A 13,324-nucleotide genomic window follows, 5' to 3' on the forward strand; every position below is an offset into this window, starting at 1 on the left:
TATATGTAACTTCTTTTGACACACGTTATAATTATTACTTCTAGTCTTTGATCAGTAAACAACTCATGTTAATAATTTAAAAGTTTTAGCATCAAAAATCTGGAGAATAAGAATGTACATTATTGGTATCTGTGGTGGGTCTGGTTCTGGAAAGACAACGTTTGCCAAAAAACTTCAAAAGCAATGCGATTTTGAATTACCAATTTTACACATGGATTCTTACTATCTCCCAGAGCAACCAAAAGAGTTTTTTACCTGCAAAGGTAAACCTAACTATGACCATCCTGGTGCATTTGACTGGGAATTACTTAGAACTCATTTAAGTCAGTTGAAAGAGGGAAAAGACATAGAAGCTCCAGTCTACGATTTTAAAACGTCTAGCCGTTTAAGTGAGACAGTTAAGATAAAAGCAACAGACATTATCCTATTTGAAGGGATTTTTACTCTTTTTGATCAAGAGATTAGAAACTTGCTTGATATCAGATCTTTTCTCCACGTTGATTCAGATATTCGTTTTGCGCGAAGAATGAACAGAGACGTAAAGGAGAGAGGACGCTCTGTTGAATCGGTTATCGAGCAATATTATGAAACAGTTCGCCCTATGTACCAAAAATATCTAGATCCACAAAGACAGCATGCTGATTTTGTTGTTGGTGAAGAAACTGATATTGCGGCATCCATCCTCAGTGCGAAAGTAAGAGAACTCTGCTTTGACAGAACTAGGGATCACAAGTTAGAAAGAAGTCATCTTAATTATGAGAATTCTGAATTAAACGTTAAGGATGCTTAAAACTTGTTAGAAATTAGACCTATTGGTGGTGTTGGTCAGATTGGATCAAACTCAACATTGATTAAAACGAAGAAAGATTGTTTTTTAATTGATTGTGGAATTCTATTTCCTTACGAGGATTTTTTTGACTTAAACTACCTCATTCCTGACTTGAGCTTTGTAGAAGATAAACCTACAAAATTAATCATAACACATGGGCATGAAGACCATATTGGTGCTATTGTTCACTTTCTTGAATCTTATCCACAGATTGAAGTTTGGGCCCCAGAGTTTGCAAAACTATTAATCGAAAAAAAGCTCGCTCGTAAAAAACTAAGTAAGAAAGTCCATGTTTATAAAAGAGATTCGAAAATAGAGTTAGATGATACAACTATTATTCCAATCCAAGTTAATCATTCTATTCCTGATACCTACGGTATTCTTGTTAACAATGAAGACAAATCACTCTTTCTTGTTTCGGATTTTAAAATAGATGAAAAACCAATTTATGAACCTGATTTTGATTTCGAAAAGCTTCTTTCTTACTCAAAAGGTAAAACAAAAATTCTTCTTGCTGATAGTACAAATATTTTAAGTAATAATCTTAAAACGCCTAGCGAAGAAAGTTTAATCTCTGATTTTGAGTCGATCATAAAAAACTCTAATGAAAGACTATTTGTAACAACGTTTGCCTCTAATATTTTTAGAATTAAAACAATTTTAGATCTTGCGAAGAAACTAGGTCGAAGAGTTGTTCCTCATGGAAGATCAATGATCTCTTACATTGATAGTGCTATTGAAGCGGGGATAATTACCGACACTTCAGTTCTTAGAGATGTTGATTCAATTGATCCCAATGACAAAAAACTGATCGTTCTTCTTACTGGTTGCCAAGGTGACTTCAAAGGCTCTTTTCGTAGAGTTGCCATTGGAGAGGATAGCCGTTTCAAAATAAATCAAAATGATACATTTATTTTGAGCTCTAAATCAATTCCTGGGAATGAGAAGAAAATTTCACTTCTTCTTAATTCAATTTATAGCTTTAATGCAAAGGCCATCACTGTAGCAGATGCGAATATTCATGTTTCAGGGCATCCAGGAAAAAGAGATTTAGAAATACTTTATTCTAAATTTGATCCGAACATAGCAATTCCTATCCATGGAGAGACTGCATTCATACACAAGCATGTGGATTGGATCAAAGACAAATTCCCAAAAACAAAGCCAATCACCCTTAAGAACTTTGACAAAGTTATTTTTGACAATAACAAAGTAAAAATTGAACAAGTAAAGGATTCTCCTGAACCACTTTTAATACATGGAAATTATCTTGTTATCGAAAAAACAAAAATCTCTGAGCGTAGAAAGCTTGCTTGTAATGGTGCTATTTTTATCTCCATCAATAAAGACTCATTAGCAAAGAGAAGACCACAGATAAACGTCGATTTCATGGGTCTGCCTCTATTTATTGATAATCACAAAGAGAGTTTTGAAGAATTTCTAAAGACTTCGTTAAAGGATAGAAAGATTAAACTTATAGAGAAGACTCAAGAAGAAATCCGCATCGAGACACGTCGATACTTCAATAATATTCTTGGATACAAGCCCATAACAACAGTACACTTCGTTTAAGCTTGTAAACTAATTCCACACTAGTATAATTTAATTATGGATATCTCAAATGAAAAAGTTGTACTACTTCTTGTCGTATTAATTGTTATTACAATGCTACTCCTACTTACATTGGTAGGCTTAGTCGTCTATTACCTTTTCAAGAATAGACCTGAATGCAAAAAACATTTATCGACTACAGATTTAAACCCAGTCACTTTATCGACAACTAATGACGAACCAGAATGGAAAAAGTCAGCGCGAGAAATTAGTAATACATTTCAAACTCCAGGCCCAACTGCTAGTACTGGATTTTGTAAGAACCATACTTTGATTCAAAGTGCTGGAGTTTGTTCAATTTGCGAACATGAGTTCTGTCAAAAATGTATTAAAGAGATAGACAAGCTTCATTTATGTCCTGAACACTTTCAGTTATATATCGATCATAAATGGGTTCCAATAACTAACCAACTCACAACAGCAGATACACCCGAGGCTGGAGTTTACATATATAATTTTAAAAAGAAATTATGGGACCAAGAACAGACACCAAGCTACATTTTAAATGAATACAAGATAAACGTTGATAACGACTATATTGAGACATATGTTCAACTTCATGTTAAAGATAGTGACTCAAAAGATCTCGAAGAACGATTAAAAGGTTTTAAAAGTGAATAAAGATCAACTTCAAAACATGATGAATGAAATCATGGAAAAAGAAGCGCCAAAAAAAGCAATCAAATCAAAAGCGGCAAGAGAAATTTTGAATATTGAAAGAGAGCTTCGTGACAGTGGTGTTGCGGCTGAGTTTGATGTTTTAATTTCTGAGCTTATACCAGAAAAGGCGAATGACAAATTTGGTAATGGTGGATTTCCAAGAGACAAATACTCTCTTTCTTGGAAAGTTCTAGAAAATGGTCCTTTCCGCCTTTTCCTAACTAATGTTCAGTATAATAATTCAAAATTATTAATCGAATGTCCCGAATCATTTCAAGATGACACATTCAAGTACTTAAATCGTTTTGTTACGATGATGGCCCAATCGTTCAATGATAAATTGAAAAATGTTGTTATTGAAGATACAGAAGAATTGGAAGAAGAGTAAAAAAAAAGCGCCCCGTGTTGCACTAGCTCAGGGGCGCTTATATTGAGTTGGGGGAACCCAATAGGAACTTATTGAAGTTCGTTATTCACAGGTCTTTGAAACTCTTGCTCTTTACTTTCCTCTTTTCTAAGGTAAGTCGGAGTATCGAGTTCATCTTCATCAAAGTTTACAAATCCTAGTTTTTCAGCAATAGACTTCGCTCTATTCATTGAATTGTCAGAATGTCTTTGAGTACTTGCTGTACCTGGATTCATTGATGTGTGCATCATTTCAGTATTTTGGTTATCTACTGTTTTAGTACTTTCATATCTTGTTGCTGCATCTTTAATTGATTGCATAAGAGGAGAAACTTGTTCTTCTCTTTGTGGCTCTACGTTTTGAAAGTTAGATTCAACTTCAGCTTCTACATTTTGTGTCCAAGTGTTTTCTTGAACTGGAGCTTGGTTAAAACTTCTTTCTTCTACATGCTGAACTGGTCTTTGCGCTTCAACAGTTTCCCCACCTGCTAGAAATTCGTCTACAGTTTGTTGAGCTTTAACTTCGTGTTGAACATGTTGCTGAGCTACTGGTCGCTCATATGATTGCATTTGTGGCTGAACTTGTGGAGCTGCTTGCATAACAGGTCTCTCCATTCTTTGCTCAGTCATCATTGGTTGCTGTTGCATTGGAGCTTCGATCTTTCTTTCTTTGCTTCCGCCAAGACCAGTAGCAACAACAGTAACTTTAATATTATCTTCTAGATTTTCATCAATTGCTTGACCAAAGATTACTTCAGCATCTTCATCAGCAGCTTCCATGATTAGCATTACAGCTTCATTAACCTCGTGCATAGTCAGAGATTCTGAACCTGTGATGTTAACGATAATTCCAGTCGCTCCATCAATTGAAATATCTTCAAGAAGTGGAGAGCTAATTGCTTCAGTTGCAGCTTTAATTGCTCTATCCGGACCAGCACAAACACCAGTTCCCATAAGAGCTAAACCTTTATTCGCCATAACAGTACAAACGTCAGCGAAGTCAGCGTTGATATTACCAGTTGTATTGATTAGATCTGAAATACCTCTAACAGCATTTAAAAGAACTTCGTCAGCTTTTTTAAATGTATCTACTAGAGAAAGACTTTCTCCTGCAAGGTATAATAGTCTTTGGTTAGGAATAGTAATAAGTGAATCAACATTCTCTTCAAGAGTTTCGATTCCCTTAGTTGCTTGTCTCATTCTCTTCTTTCCTTCGAAGAAGAATGGCTTTGTTACAACACCTACAGTTAATGCTCCAAGTTCCTTAGCAAGTTTTGCTATCACAGGTGCTGCACCAGTACCTGTACCACCACCCATTCCGGCAGTGATGAAAACCATATCAGAACCTTCAAGAACTTCACTTAGTTGTTCATATTCATCTAAAGCTGATTTTCTACCAACTTCAGGATTAGCACCAGCTCCAAGACCTTTTGTGATCTCAGCACCAAGTTGGATTTTAACTGGAGCAAGGTTTACATTAAGAGCTTGAGAATCTGTGTTTGCAACAATGTATTCAACTCCAGAAAGTCCAGACTTGATCATTGTGTTAACGGCATTACAACCACCGCCACCGACACCGATTACTCTAATTTTCGCACCTTCTGGTACAATTTGATTTTCATTTTCAGAAATTTCGAACATGGCGTTCCCCCTTTATTAAAAAATTTCCTTGAACACTGATCGTAGTGAATCACTTAAACGACCAACCAGATCCGTCTGGTTGCCAATTTCCTCTTCTTCATACACAGATCCTTCGTTTCTCTTGTTTGCTTCTAGTAGAAGTCCTAAAACAGTTGAGTACTTTGGATTCTGCATAATATTTGTCATTCCACCAAATGGGTGAGGATATCCAACTTTAGTGGCCCTAGATAAAAGATATTCACCAAGTTCCGGCATTCCCTTAATCAAGGCTCCTCCGCCCGTTAAGACAACACCACCAGTGATTTCTTTATCCAATCTTTTTTCAGCTATAATTTTGTTAATGATATCGAATAGCTCTTCAGCTCTTGCTCCAAGAACTTTTGCAACAAGACTGAGTTGAACTTCTCTTGGCTTTGTACCAGGAAGACCTTGAACTGTGATATGCGCTGATTGATTTAACTGTTCAGCAAGAACTGATCCGTGGTTAATTTTAATTCTCTCAGCTTCAGCATGAGGTATTTTAAGTGCCACAGCTAAGTCATTTGTAAAATGGTTTCCACCCACAGGTATAATTTGAGAGTGAATAAGAGATCCCTCTTTCCATACTGCTACGTCTGTCGTTCCACCACCGATATCAACGAGGATAACTCCCATTTCCATTTCTTCTGGTGTTAAACATGATTCAGATGAAGCGATTGGCTGAAGAGTAACATGTTCTGCACGAACACCTGTTTGCTCTACACATTTGACTAAGTTTTGAATCAAAGAAATTGATCCAGTAACAATATGAACGTGGGCCTCTAAGCGAACTCCACACATTCCAACAGGGTTCTTAATCCCTGGTGTGTTATCAACTCTATATTCTTGTGGAATTACATGAAGAATTTCTCTATCGCTTGGAATAACAACTGCCTTAGCAGCTTCTAGAACTCGATCTACATCTTGCTCTGTTATTTCCTTTCCCTTGATAGCAACAACACCTGAACTGTTAAAGCTATAGATGTGACTTCCAGCAACTCCAATCGTGGCGCTACTGATATCAACACCGGCCATAAGGCGAGCTTCTTCAAGTGAGTTCTGAATAGACTTAACCGTCTTGTCGATATTAACGACAGAGCCTTTTTTGAGACCGTAGCTTGGATGCGTACCAATACCGATAATCTCTAATTCAGAGTTAGTGTTTTTGATTCCTACAATAGTGCAGACTTTTGTTGTTCCAACGTCAAGTCCTACAATGACATTCTTTTCGCTCATGAGATTCCTTTCTCACTGTTAAAGATCTAATCCATTAAATCTTCTATATTAGGCAGGAAATTCTTGCCGAATATAGACTATTAAGAAAATTCTAGGATGCCTATTTAAACTTGACAACAACTTTTTTGGGATTTGTAAGGTTTATAATTGCAGGAATCTTCTTATTGCCTTCCATATAGGAGACTATTTTCCTCAACTTTTGTACCTTATCTTCCCATTGTTCTGGTCCCATGAAGACGCTTGAAGGGTGGCCTTTGATAGAAAGAATCATCGTTAATTCTTTGTTTTCATTAACGATTACTTCAGATAGTTTTTTTCTAAACTTGAGATCCATATCTCTTACTAGTCTTGTAATTTGCTCCTGTACTTCTTCTTCCATTTCACCAACAGGTAGTGCTAAGAAAGGTAGATCGTAGCTTAATTTTTTCTCTGATCGCAATAATACTTCATAAGTTGGATCAAATAATTGCCCATTTTCAACTAGGATAGCTTCATATGATTCAAGTCCATTGCTTTTATAAATTTGAACTTTCATCAATGGCTCGGGACAATCAAAATTAAATTGAAGGAACTTTTTTAATGGATCGTATTTAATTTTATAGCTGGAAATAAAGTGTTTTTCCGCTAATTTCTCTTTTAAGATTTTAACTTTAAGATCTTTCATTGAACCATTTAGTTCAAAGTTTTTCATCAACTGCAAAGTCAAAGTCCCAGCCGCGCGTGAAGGGCACTTTCCAAATGAAGTTCGATATTTAACTTCATCTCTTTTATCAGCAATCTTCGCTTGTGAATAAGCTGAAAAAATAAGTGTTCCAAAAAGTGTAGAATATTGAATCGCGCTTTTTAAATTAATCAATTTTGACTTCCGTTTCAAAATCAACTCCATAATGAAGTTTTAGTTCGAATTTCACTAACTTAATTAACTCTAGGATATCTTCGTAACTAGCAGATCCAAAGTTTTCCATAAAGTTAGCATGCTTGTTACTTACTCTTATTCCGTTATGTGTAAGTCCCTTAAGCCCCATTATATCAATAAACATTCCGGCCCTGCAAGTTAACTCACCAACACTGTTTTTAAAGACGCAACCACATGTTTTTTCTTTTAAAGGCTGTGTTTTATTTCTTAACTCGAGGTAATTTTTAATCTTATCTTTGATGCCTTCATTTATTCCAAGATGCTTCATCTTCACCTGGTAAATGACATCTCCCTTGCACACGATGTGTGATTTTCTATATTCAAATGATTTCTCATCTGGCTTTATCGTAACATCTTCACCGTTACTTCTAATCAATGACACTTCAGTAATGAGAGGGCCAATTTCGCCTAAATTTGTCCCCGCATTCATAACGACAGCTCCACCGATAGAAGCAGGAATACCTGTGAAAGACTCCCAACCTTGAAGACCAAACTTAGCAGCATGAGCCGTTAAGGTACTTAATCTAACACTTGCAGGAAAAGTGTACTCTTCCTTAGGTGATTCTAGTTCGCTTTTATCAAATGGAAATTTAAGAACGAGGTAGGGAAGTTTACTTCCTTTTGGAAGTAATTGATTGGCACCCATTCCAACAATTCTAGAATTGAGTTTCATTGAGTTTAATATTTTTTGAACTTCAATAAGCGCTTCTTTTGATTCAACGACAATCAGGTCACCGTAAGCAACGAGTCTCATCGTAGAAAATTTTGTTAAGTCTGCTTGTTCAGTAAACTCAACACCATCAATATTACTTAACGCTTCTTTTAAACTCATTTCTTTTCGGCCCATTCCTTAGTGATACGCCCAATTGAACCCGCTCCCAAAGTAACAATGGTAACAGAGTCCTTAGAACTAATAAAATCCTCTGCTAATTTTTCAATGTCATTTGTTGAGTCTAGTTTTTGCGCAAACGATGGGTGAAGCTTGTTGATATCATCAATCAATCTATCTGCTGTAATCCCAGGAATCTGTTTTTCACTAGCTGGATAAATAGGAGTGATATAAAGTTCATCTGCATAATTAAAGCAGTGTAAAAATGCATTCCAACAGTCTCTTGTTCTCGTATATCTATGAGGTTCGAAAACACAGACAACTTTTTTATCTTTTCTTGTATCTTTGAGAGTCTTTAAAGTTGTAGCGATTTCGGTTGGGTGGTGAGCATAGTCATCAATAACTTCTACGGATTCACCTTTATGAAGTAATTGAAAACGCCTACCGACACCATCAAACTTACAAATTGAGTTCTTAATTTTATCAAATGAAACTCCCATATTGTAGGCCAGAGAAATTGCCCCAAGAGAGTTTAAGATATTATGTTGACCAGGTAGATTGATTTCAATGTCACAAACTTTATTCCCTTCGAAAATAAGTTCATATTCAGATCCAAAATCTTTTTGAACAATATTCTTTGCAACAAAGTCCGCTTCAACTTCTTCTGTTCCAAAAGTGACAGAAGGTTTTTTCATACGCTGCTTAATCTTCATTAGCTTTTCATCGTGAGCGTTGAGAGCACAAACGCCATAAAAAGGAACCTTATTTGTGAATTCCTCAAAAGCAGATAGAAGATTCTCTTCGCTTCCATAATGATCAAGGTGGTCGTTATCAATATTCGTAACAACTGACATGATTGGGTTAAGAAGAAGAAATGATCCATCTGACTCGTCAGCTTCAGCAACAAGAAAGTTTCCCTTTCCAACTTTTGCATGACCATTTAGGTTCTTAACAATCCCACCAATTATATAGGTTGGATCAAAGTCACTTTCCTGAAGAATTGTCGCAAGAAAACTCGTCGTAGTTGTTTTTCCGTGAGTTCCAGCAATAGCAAGACCATGCTTAAGTCGCATGAGTTCTGCTAACATCTCGGCTCTTCTCATGATTGGAATATTAAATTCCTTGGCCTTTTTGATTTCAGGGTTTGTCTCATCAATTGCCGAACTATAAACAAGAACAGTAACATCTTTTAAATTATCTTCATGGTGACCAACATAAACTTCAGCACCAAGATTTTTCAATTTAACAACATTTGTCGATTCAGAAATATCAGAACCAGAAACCTTGTATCCTAGAGATAATAAAACCTCAGCGATACCGCTCATTCCAATACCACCAATTCCAATAAAATGGATTTTTACATTTTGACGAATCGTAAGCATGAAAACACTCCAAGCTTTAATTAATATGAACTTCTTTTCTTACACCCTGAAAGCGCATTCTGTCACGAAATTCACTCGATGGTTTATTCATTTCATGCCCTTGATTAGTATCGATATTAACTCTTTTTGTTGAGGATAAAATAAGACCAATCGCAAAGAAGTTGGCCATAAGTGACGAACCTCCATAACTGATAAAAGGTAAATTGAGTCCCTTTGTTGGAAGAAGACCTAGAACGACACCCATATTTAACAGCGATTGAAGTCCTACTGCGAAGACAAGGGAAGTGATAATTAAGTAAGAAATTCTCGACTGGGCTTCCATCGCCATTTTGAATCCAAAATAGATCATGGCCAAAAAGAGACATATAATAAGAAAGACGCCAATGAAACCAAGCTCTTCTCCAATCACTGAAAAGATAAAGTCATTATGAGCTTCTGGAAGATAAAAAAGTTTCTCAATAGAATTTCCAGGACCCTTTCCAAAGAATCCACCATTTGCAAAACCAATCCATGACTGGATAACTTGAAATCCACTGCCTTGAGCATTTTTCCATGGGTCTAAGAAGGCGAGAAGTCTTCTTACTCGGTAGGGTTGCGAAACGAGAATAAAGCCTCCAGAAACGAGACCTGCCCCTGCGAGACTGTAGAACCACTTTCTTGGAAATGAACTCAAAAAGCATGCAAAGGCCATAACACCAAAGCAAATAGAGAATGTCCCAAAGTCAGGCTGTAAAACAAGTAAGGCAAGAGGAATCAGTAAACTTAGTCCGTGCTTAATTTTCTGTTTTTGATCAATTCTTGAAAAATTCTCGAAGTAATAAAGAGAACTTAAAAGAATTGTGTATTTTACAAATTCACCAGGCTGGAGTGAAAAAGGTCCAAGCTTTATCCATCTGTTGGCACCTTTAACAACGGGACCGAGGCCAGGAATGAAGGTGAGGGCAACAAATCCACTTGCTACCATATTGAGGTAGTAGCTGTACTTGTACCAAAATCTAAACTTTGACTTAGCAATGACAAAACAAATTCCAACAGAAAAGATAAGAAAGAGAAGTTGTCTTAAAACATAGTGAAGCGAAGTTCCAAACTTCTCTTTTGCATACATATAACTAGAAGAATAAACCATAATGATTCCAACTAAGACGATGGCACTTAGAGTCATTATGAAATACTGAGATGTTTTAGAAGATGGTCTCGAATCGAGCATAAAATACTTCCTTATATTTTAATCGGCTTTTAGCACTTACTTCCTGTCGCGCATATTAAATGATAATCACTGATTCACCAAAAAGCAAAGGCCGCTTTCGCGGCCTTTAATTATAATTGGTAAACTAGTTTTTTAAAGTAATTTCCACGCTCTTCGTAATCTCTGAAGAAGTCTGTGGCCTCATTACCTGGAGACAAGAGAATCGTATCTCCCGTTCTCGACTTTTGATAAGCAAAGAGAACTGACTCTTCAAATGACCCAACGATAAATGTTTGGTTGTGTGCATCTAAAGCTCTGTTCATTCTTTCTTTACACTCACCTACTAGAACGATAACTCTCGTTCCTTCAACGATATCATGTGAATACGGTTCGTAATCAAAGTCTTCAATGTCTTTACCACCAGCAATTAGAATTACCGGTGTCTTGAAAGCTGTTAATGTTTCACAAAGATCTTTCATCGACTCAGCTTTAGAATCGTTATAGAAAGAAACTCCATTTTTTTCCATTAAGAACTCAAGTCTGTGAGGAATCCCTGGGAACTTCTCAACACATGTCTGAATCGATTTATCAGAAACTTCAAGGGCCTTACATGCTGTGATTGCAGCTAATAGGTTCTCTCTGTTGTTCTGACCAACAATTCTCATATTATTAACTTTGAATTCAGAGTGGCAGTATATATTCGAGTGAATTCTTCTCTCGTGGAAGTGTGTTCCTTGAATTTCATTCATAACACCCATTTTCACGAAAGACTTTCTTGAATACCAGTAAGTCTGGCAATTTGCGTTCTTAAAGAACGTGTTATTTGCAAGCTTATCAAAGTTACAAACAAGAACATCATCAGGTGAGAGCGCTTTAATGATACTAAGCTTAGTTTCAATATACTCACCAACTGACTTAAATTGCTTCTCTGGGTAATTTTCAGAAATATTTGTGAAAACAACAAGCTTTGGGTGAAAGTCAGTTAGTTTTCTCATTTGAGATGCTGAAACTTCAATGACAACGTAATCAATTTCATCTGTATTTGCTAACATTGCATATTCAATGAATGGACTTTCAGAAGTTCCACCAATAAAAACACCTTTCCCCTCAAGTTTTAGAGTGTATCCAATCATGTGGGCAACAGTCGTTCTTCCGTAGCTTCCGCAAACAGCAACGATAGGCTTTTTACAGAGAAGGTTACCAAGTGCAAATTCAGAGTAAACTTCTTTACCATGTTGTCTTGCTAGTTCTAGCTGAGGAAGGTCTGGATCAACTGAAGCTGAATAAATAACAACGTCTGCTTCAAGGAAGTCTTCATCCCTGTGCTCTCCAAAAGTCATCTGAGGAGCTGGTCTAACTTTCTTAAGTTTTTTAACTGCTTTGTTTAAATCAAAGATTGGCTTAATATCAGTAACTTTGATTTCGCACTCAAGCTTATTAAAAAAGTTGAGTAGCTTAAAACCCGTTTTTCCAATACCAACGATTAAAACTTTTTTTCCTGTAAATCTTTCCATTTATGACTACCTCATTTTCAGAGTGGCTATAGATAAAATTGCTAAGAAGATACTGATGATCCAAAACCTAACGATTACTTTCGGCTCAGGCCACCCCTTGAGCTCAAAGTGATGGTGAATTGGAGCCATCTTGAATATTCTCTTCTTTCTTAATTTATATGATCCAACTTGCAGTATAACTGAGACAGCTTCTACTACAAAAATCCCACCAATAACAACAAAGAGTAATTCATTCTTAGTCATTACGGCAAAAGTACCAAGCGCTCCACCTAAAGAAAGTGACCCAACATCACCCATGAAGATTTGTGCTGGATAAGAGTTATACCAAAGAAAGCCAACACCTGCACCAACAATACTTGCTGCTAGAACTGTTAACTCACCGGCACTTTCAATATATGGAATAAACAAATACTCACTAATCTCTTTGTGACCAGTAGCGTAAGCAATAATCCCAAGTGTTGCTGCACTTGTTACAATCGGTCCAATTGCTAGACCATCAAGACCATCAGTTAAATTAACCGCATTACTCGATCCAACAATCACAAAGGCTACAAATAAAATATAGATAGTATGAAGATTGATAATTGAATCTTTCAAAAAAGGTGAGTACAGCTCAGTATCAATGACTCCATACTTTACACCAATCCACCCTGCGATAATGGCCGTTGCAAATTGCCACAGAAGCTTTCCCTTCGCAGAGACACCATCAGTGTTCTTTTTGAGGACCTTTAAATAGTCATCAAGAAAACCAAGAACAAAGTACGATAGCATTACGCCAAGAGTTATAAGTAATGGCTTCGAATTAAAATTAGCTGTGAAAAGAAGTGTTAAAATAATACTTCCAATAATAAAGACACCACCCATAGTTGGTGTTCCAGCTTTTTTGAAATGGCTCTCAGGACCATCATCTCTTACGACTTGTCCAAATTGCTTTTTCTTCATGAAGTTAATAAAGACCTGCCCCCAAACAATAGAGACGATCGTCGCAATAAGAAAAGCAGCAAAAGAGCGAAAAGTAATATAGCGAAATATATTAAATGCAGAAATTTCCTGACTTAGAGGATATAAAAAATGATATAACATGGCCCATCCGGTGG

General features: G+C 36.4%; 12 protein-coding genes. 4 read left to right on the forward strand and 8 right to left on the reverse strand.

Annotated elements, in window-relative coordinates:
* Positions 1 to 112 precede the first annotated feature (112 nt).
* Genes udk through HBN50_RS16185 form a run of 4 tightly spaced genes read left to right on the forward strand, consistent with a single transcriptional unit; the run spans position 113 to position 3,488 of the window.
* Positions 113 to 790 carry a uridine kinase gene (gene udk / locus HBN50_RS16170; RefSeq protein WP_273871763.1) on the forward strand — a complete coding sequence of 226 codons (678 nt, stop codon included), beginning with the start codon at positions 113 to 115 and terminating at the stop codon, positions 788 to 790.
* Positions 791 to 793: 3 nt separating this feature from the next.
* Positions 794 to 2,401 (forward strand): ribonuclease J, encoded by a 1,608-nt coding sequence (locus HBN50_RS16175; RefSeq protein ID WP_273871766.1) that lies wholly within the window; start codon positions 794 to 796, stop codon positions 2,399 to 2,401.
* A 36-nt stretch (positions 2,402 to 2,437) separates the two neighbouring features.
* Positions 2,438 to 3,061 (forward strand): hypothetical protein, encoded by a 624-nt coding sequence (locus HBN50_RS16180; protein WP_273871767.1) that lies wholly within the window; start codon positions 2,438 to 2,440, stop codon positions 3,059 to 3,061.
* Positions 3,054 to 3,488 (forward strand): hypothetical protein, encoded by a 435-nt coding sequence (locus tag HBN50_RS16185; RefSeq protein WP_273871769.1) that lies wholly within the window; start codon positions 3,054 to 3,056, stop codon positions 3,486 to 3,488. Before HBN50_RS16180 ends, HBN50_RS16185 begins: the two co-directional genes overlap by 8 nt.
* A gap of 68 nt (positions 3,489 to 3,556) precedes the next feature.
* Here HBN50_RS16185 and ftsZ read toward each other — a convergent pair whose 3' ends face one another.
* From ftsZ to mraY, 8 genes are all read right to left on the reverse strand, one after another.
* Complete coding sequence (gene ftsZ / locus HBN50_RS16190) at positions 3,557 to 5,146, reverse strand: cell division protein FtsZ (RefSeq protein ID WP_273871770.1); 1,590 nt, start codon at positions 5,144 to 5,146, stop codon at positions 3,557 to 3,559.
* A 15-nt stretch (positions 5,147 to 5,161) separates the two neighbouring features.
* A complete protein-coding gene (gene ftsA / locus HBN50_RS16195) occupies positions 5,162 to 6,400 on the reverse strand; it encodes a cell division protein FtsA (RefSeq protein ID WP_273871772.1) in 1,239 nt (412 codons plus the stop codon).
* 100 nt (positions 6,401 to 6,500) lie between these two features.
* Positions 6,501 to 7,274 (reverse strand): cell division protein FtsQ/DivIB, encoded by a 774-nt coding sequence (locus HBN50_RS16200; protein ID WP_273871774.1) that lies wholly within the window; start codon positions 7,272 to 7,274, stop codon positions 6,501 to 6,503.
* Positions 7,249 to 8,148, reverse strand: a complete 900-nt coding sequence (locus HBN50_RS16205) for a UDP-N-acetylmuramate dehydrogenase (protein ID WP_273871776.1) — start codon at positions 8,146 to 8,148, stop codon at positions 7,249 to 7,251. Before HBN50_RS16205 ends, HBN50_RS16200 begins: the two co-directional genes overlap by 26 nt.
* The gene (gene murC, locus HBN50_RS16210; protein WP_273871778.1) at positions 8,145 to 9,527 is read right to left on the reverse strand and encodes a UDP-N-acetylmuramate--L-alanine ligase; all 1,383 of its coding nucleotides are present in this window, start codon (positions 9,525 to 9,527) and stop codon (positions 8,145 to 8,147) included. The genes HBN50_RS16205 and murC overlap by 4 nt, the downstream gene beginning before the upstream one ends.
* A 16-nt stretch (positions 9,528 to 9,543) precedes the next feature.
* Positions 9,544 to 10,734, reverse strand: a complete 1,191-nt coding sequence (ftsW, locus tag HBN50_RS16215; RefSeq protein WP_273871779.1) for a putative lipid II flippase FtsW — start codon at positions 10,732 to 10,734, stop codon at positions 9,544 to 9,546.
* 110 nt (positions 10,735 to 10,844) lie between these two features.
* Complete coding sequence (gene murD / locus HBN50_RS16220; protein WP_273871781.1) at positions 10,845 to 12,227, reverse strand: UDP-N-acetylmuramoyl-L-alanine--D-glutamate ligase; 1,383 nt, start codon at positions 12,225 to 12,227, stop codon at positions 10,845 to 10,847.
* 6 nt (positions 12,228 to 12,233) lie between these two features.
* Entirely contained in the window at positions 12,234 to 13,310 is a 1,077-nt protein-coding gene (gene mraY, locus HBN50_RS16225) for a phospho-N-acetylmuramoyl-pentapeptide-transferase (protein ID WP_273871783.1), read from the reverse strand.
* Positions 13,311 to 13,324: the final 14 nt, after the last annotated feature.

It is taken from the genome of Halobacteriovorax sp. GB3, assembly GCF_028649655.1.
Taxonomy (GTDB): domain Bacteria; phylum Bdellovibrionota; class Bacteriovoracia; order Bacteriovoracales; family Bacteriovoracaceae; genus BSW11-IV.

Bases quoted from the DNA above. Each gene is read 5' to 3' on its own strand.
- udk (WP_273871763.1), top strand. From the start codon at position 113: ATGTACATTATTGGTATCTGTGGTGGGTCTGGTTCTGGAAAGACAACG.
- ftsZ (WP_273871770.1), bottom strand. From the start codon at position 5,146: ATGTTCGAAATTTCTGAAAATGAAAATCAAATTGTACCAGAAGGTGCG.
- HBN50_RS16205 (WP_273871776.1), bottom strand. From the start codon at position 8,148: ATGAGTTTAAAAGAAGCGTTAAGTAATATTGATGGTGTTGAGTTTACT.
- ftsW (WP_273871779.1), bottom strand. From the start codon at position 10,734: ATGCTCGATTCGAGACCATCTTCTAAAACATCTCAGTATTTCATAATG.
- HBN50_RS16180 (WP_273871767.1), top strand. From the start codon at position 2,438: ATGGATATCTCAAATGAAAAAGTTGTACTACTTCTTGTCGTATTAATT.
- murC (WP_273871778.1), bottom strand. From the start codon at position 9,527: ATGCTTACGATTCGTCAAAATGTAAAAATCCATTTTATTGGAATTGGT.
- ftsA (WP_273871772.1), bottom strand. From the start codon at position 6,400: ATGAGCGAAAAGAATGTCATTGTAGGACTTGACGTTGGAACAACAAAA.
- murD (WP_273871781.1), bottom strand. From the start codon at position 12,227: ATGGAAAGATTTACAGGAAAAAAAGTTTTAATCGTTGGTATTGGAAAA.
- mraY (WP_273871783.1), bottom strand. From the start codon at position 13,310: ATGTTATATCATTTTTTATATCCTCTAAGTCAGGAAATTTCTGCATTT.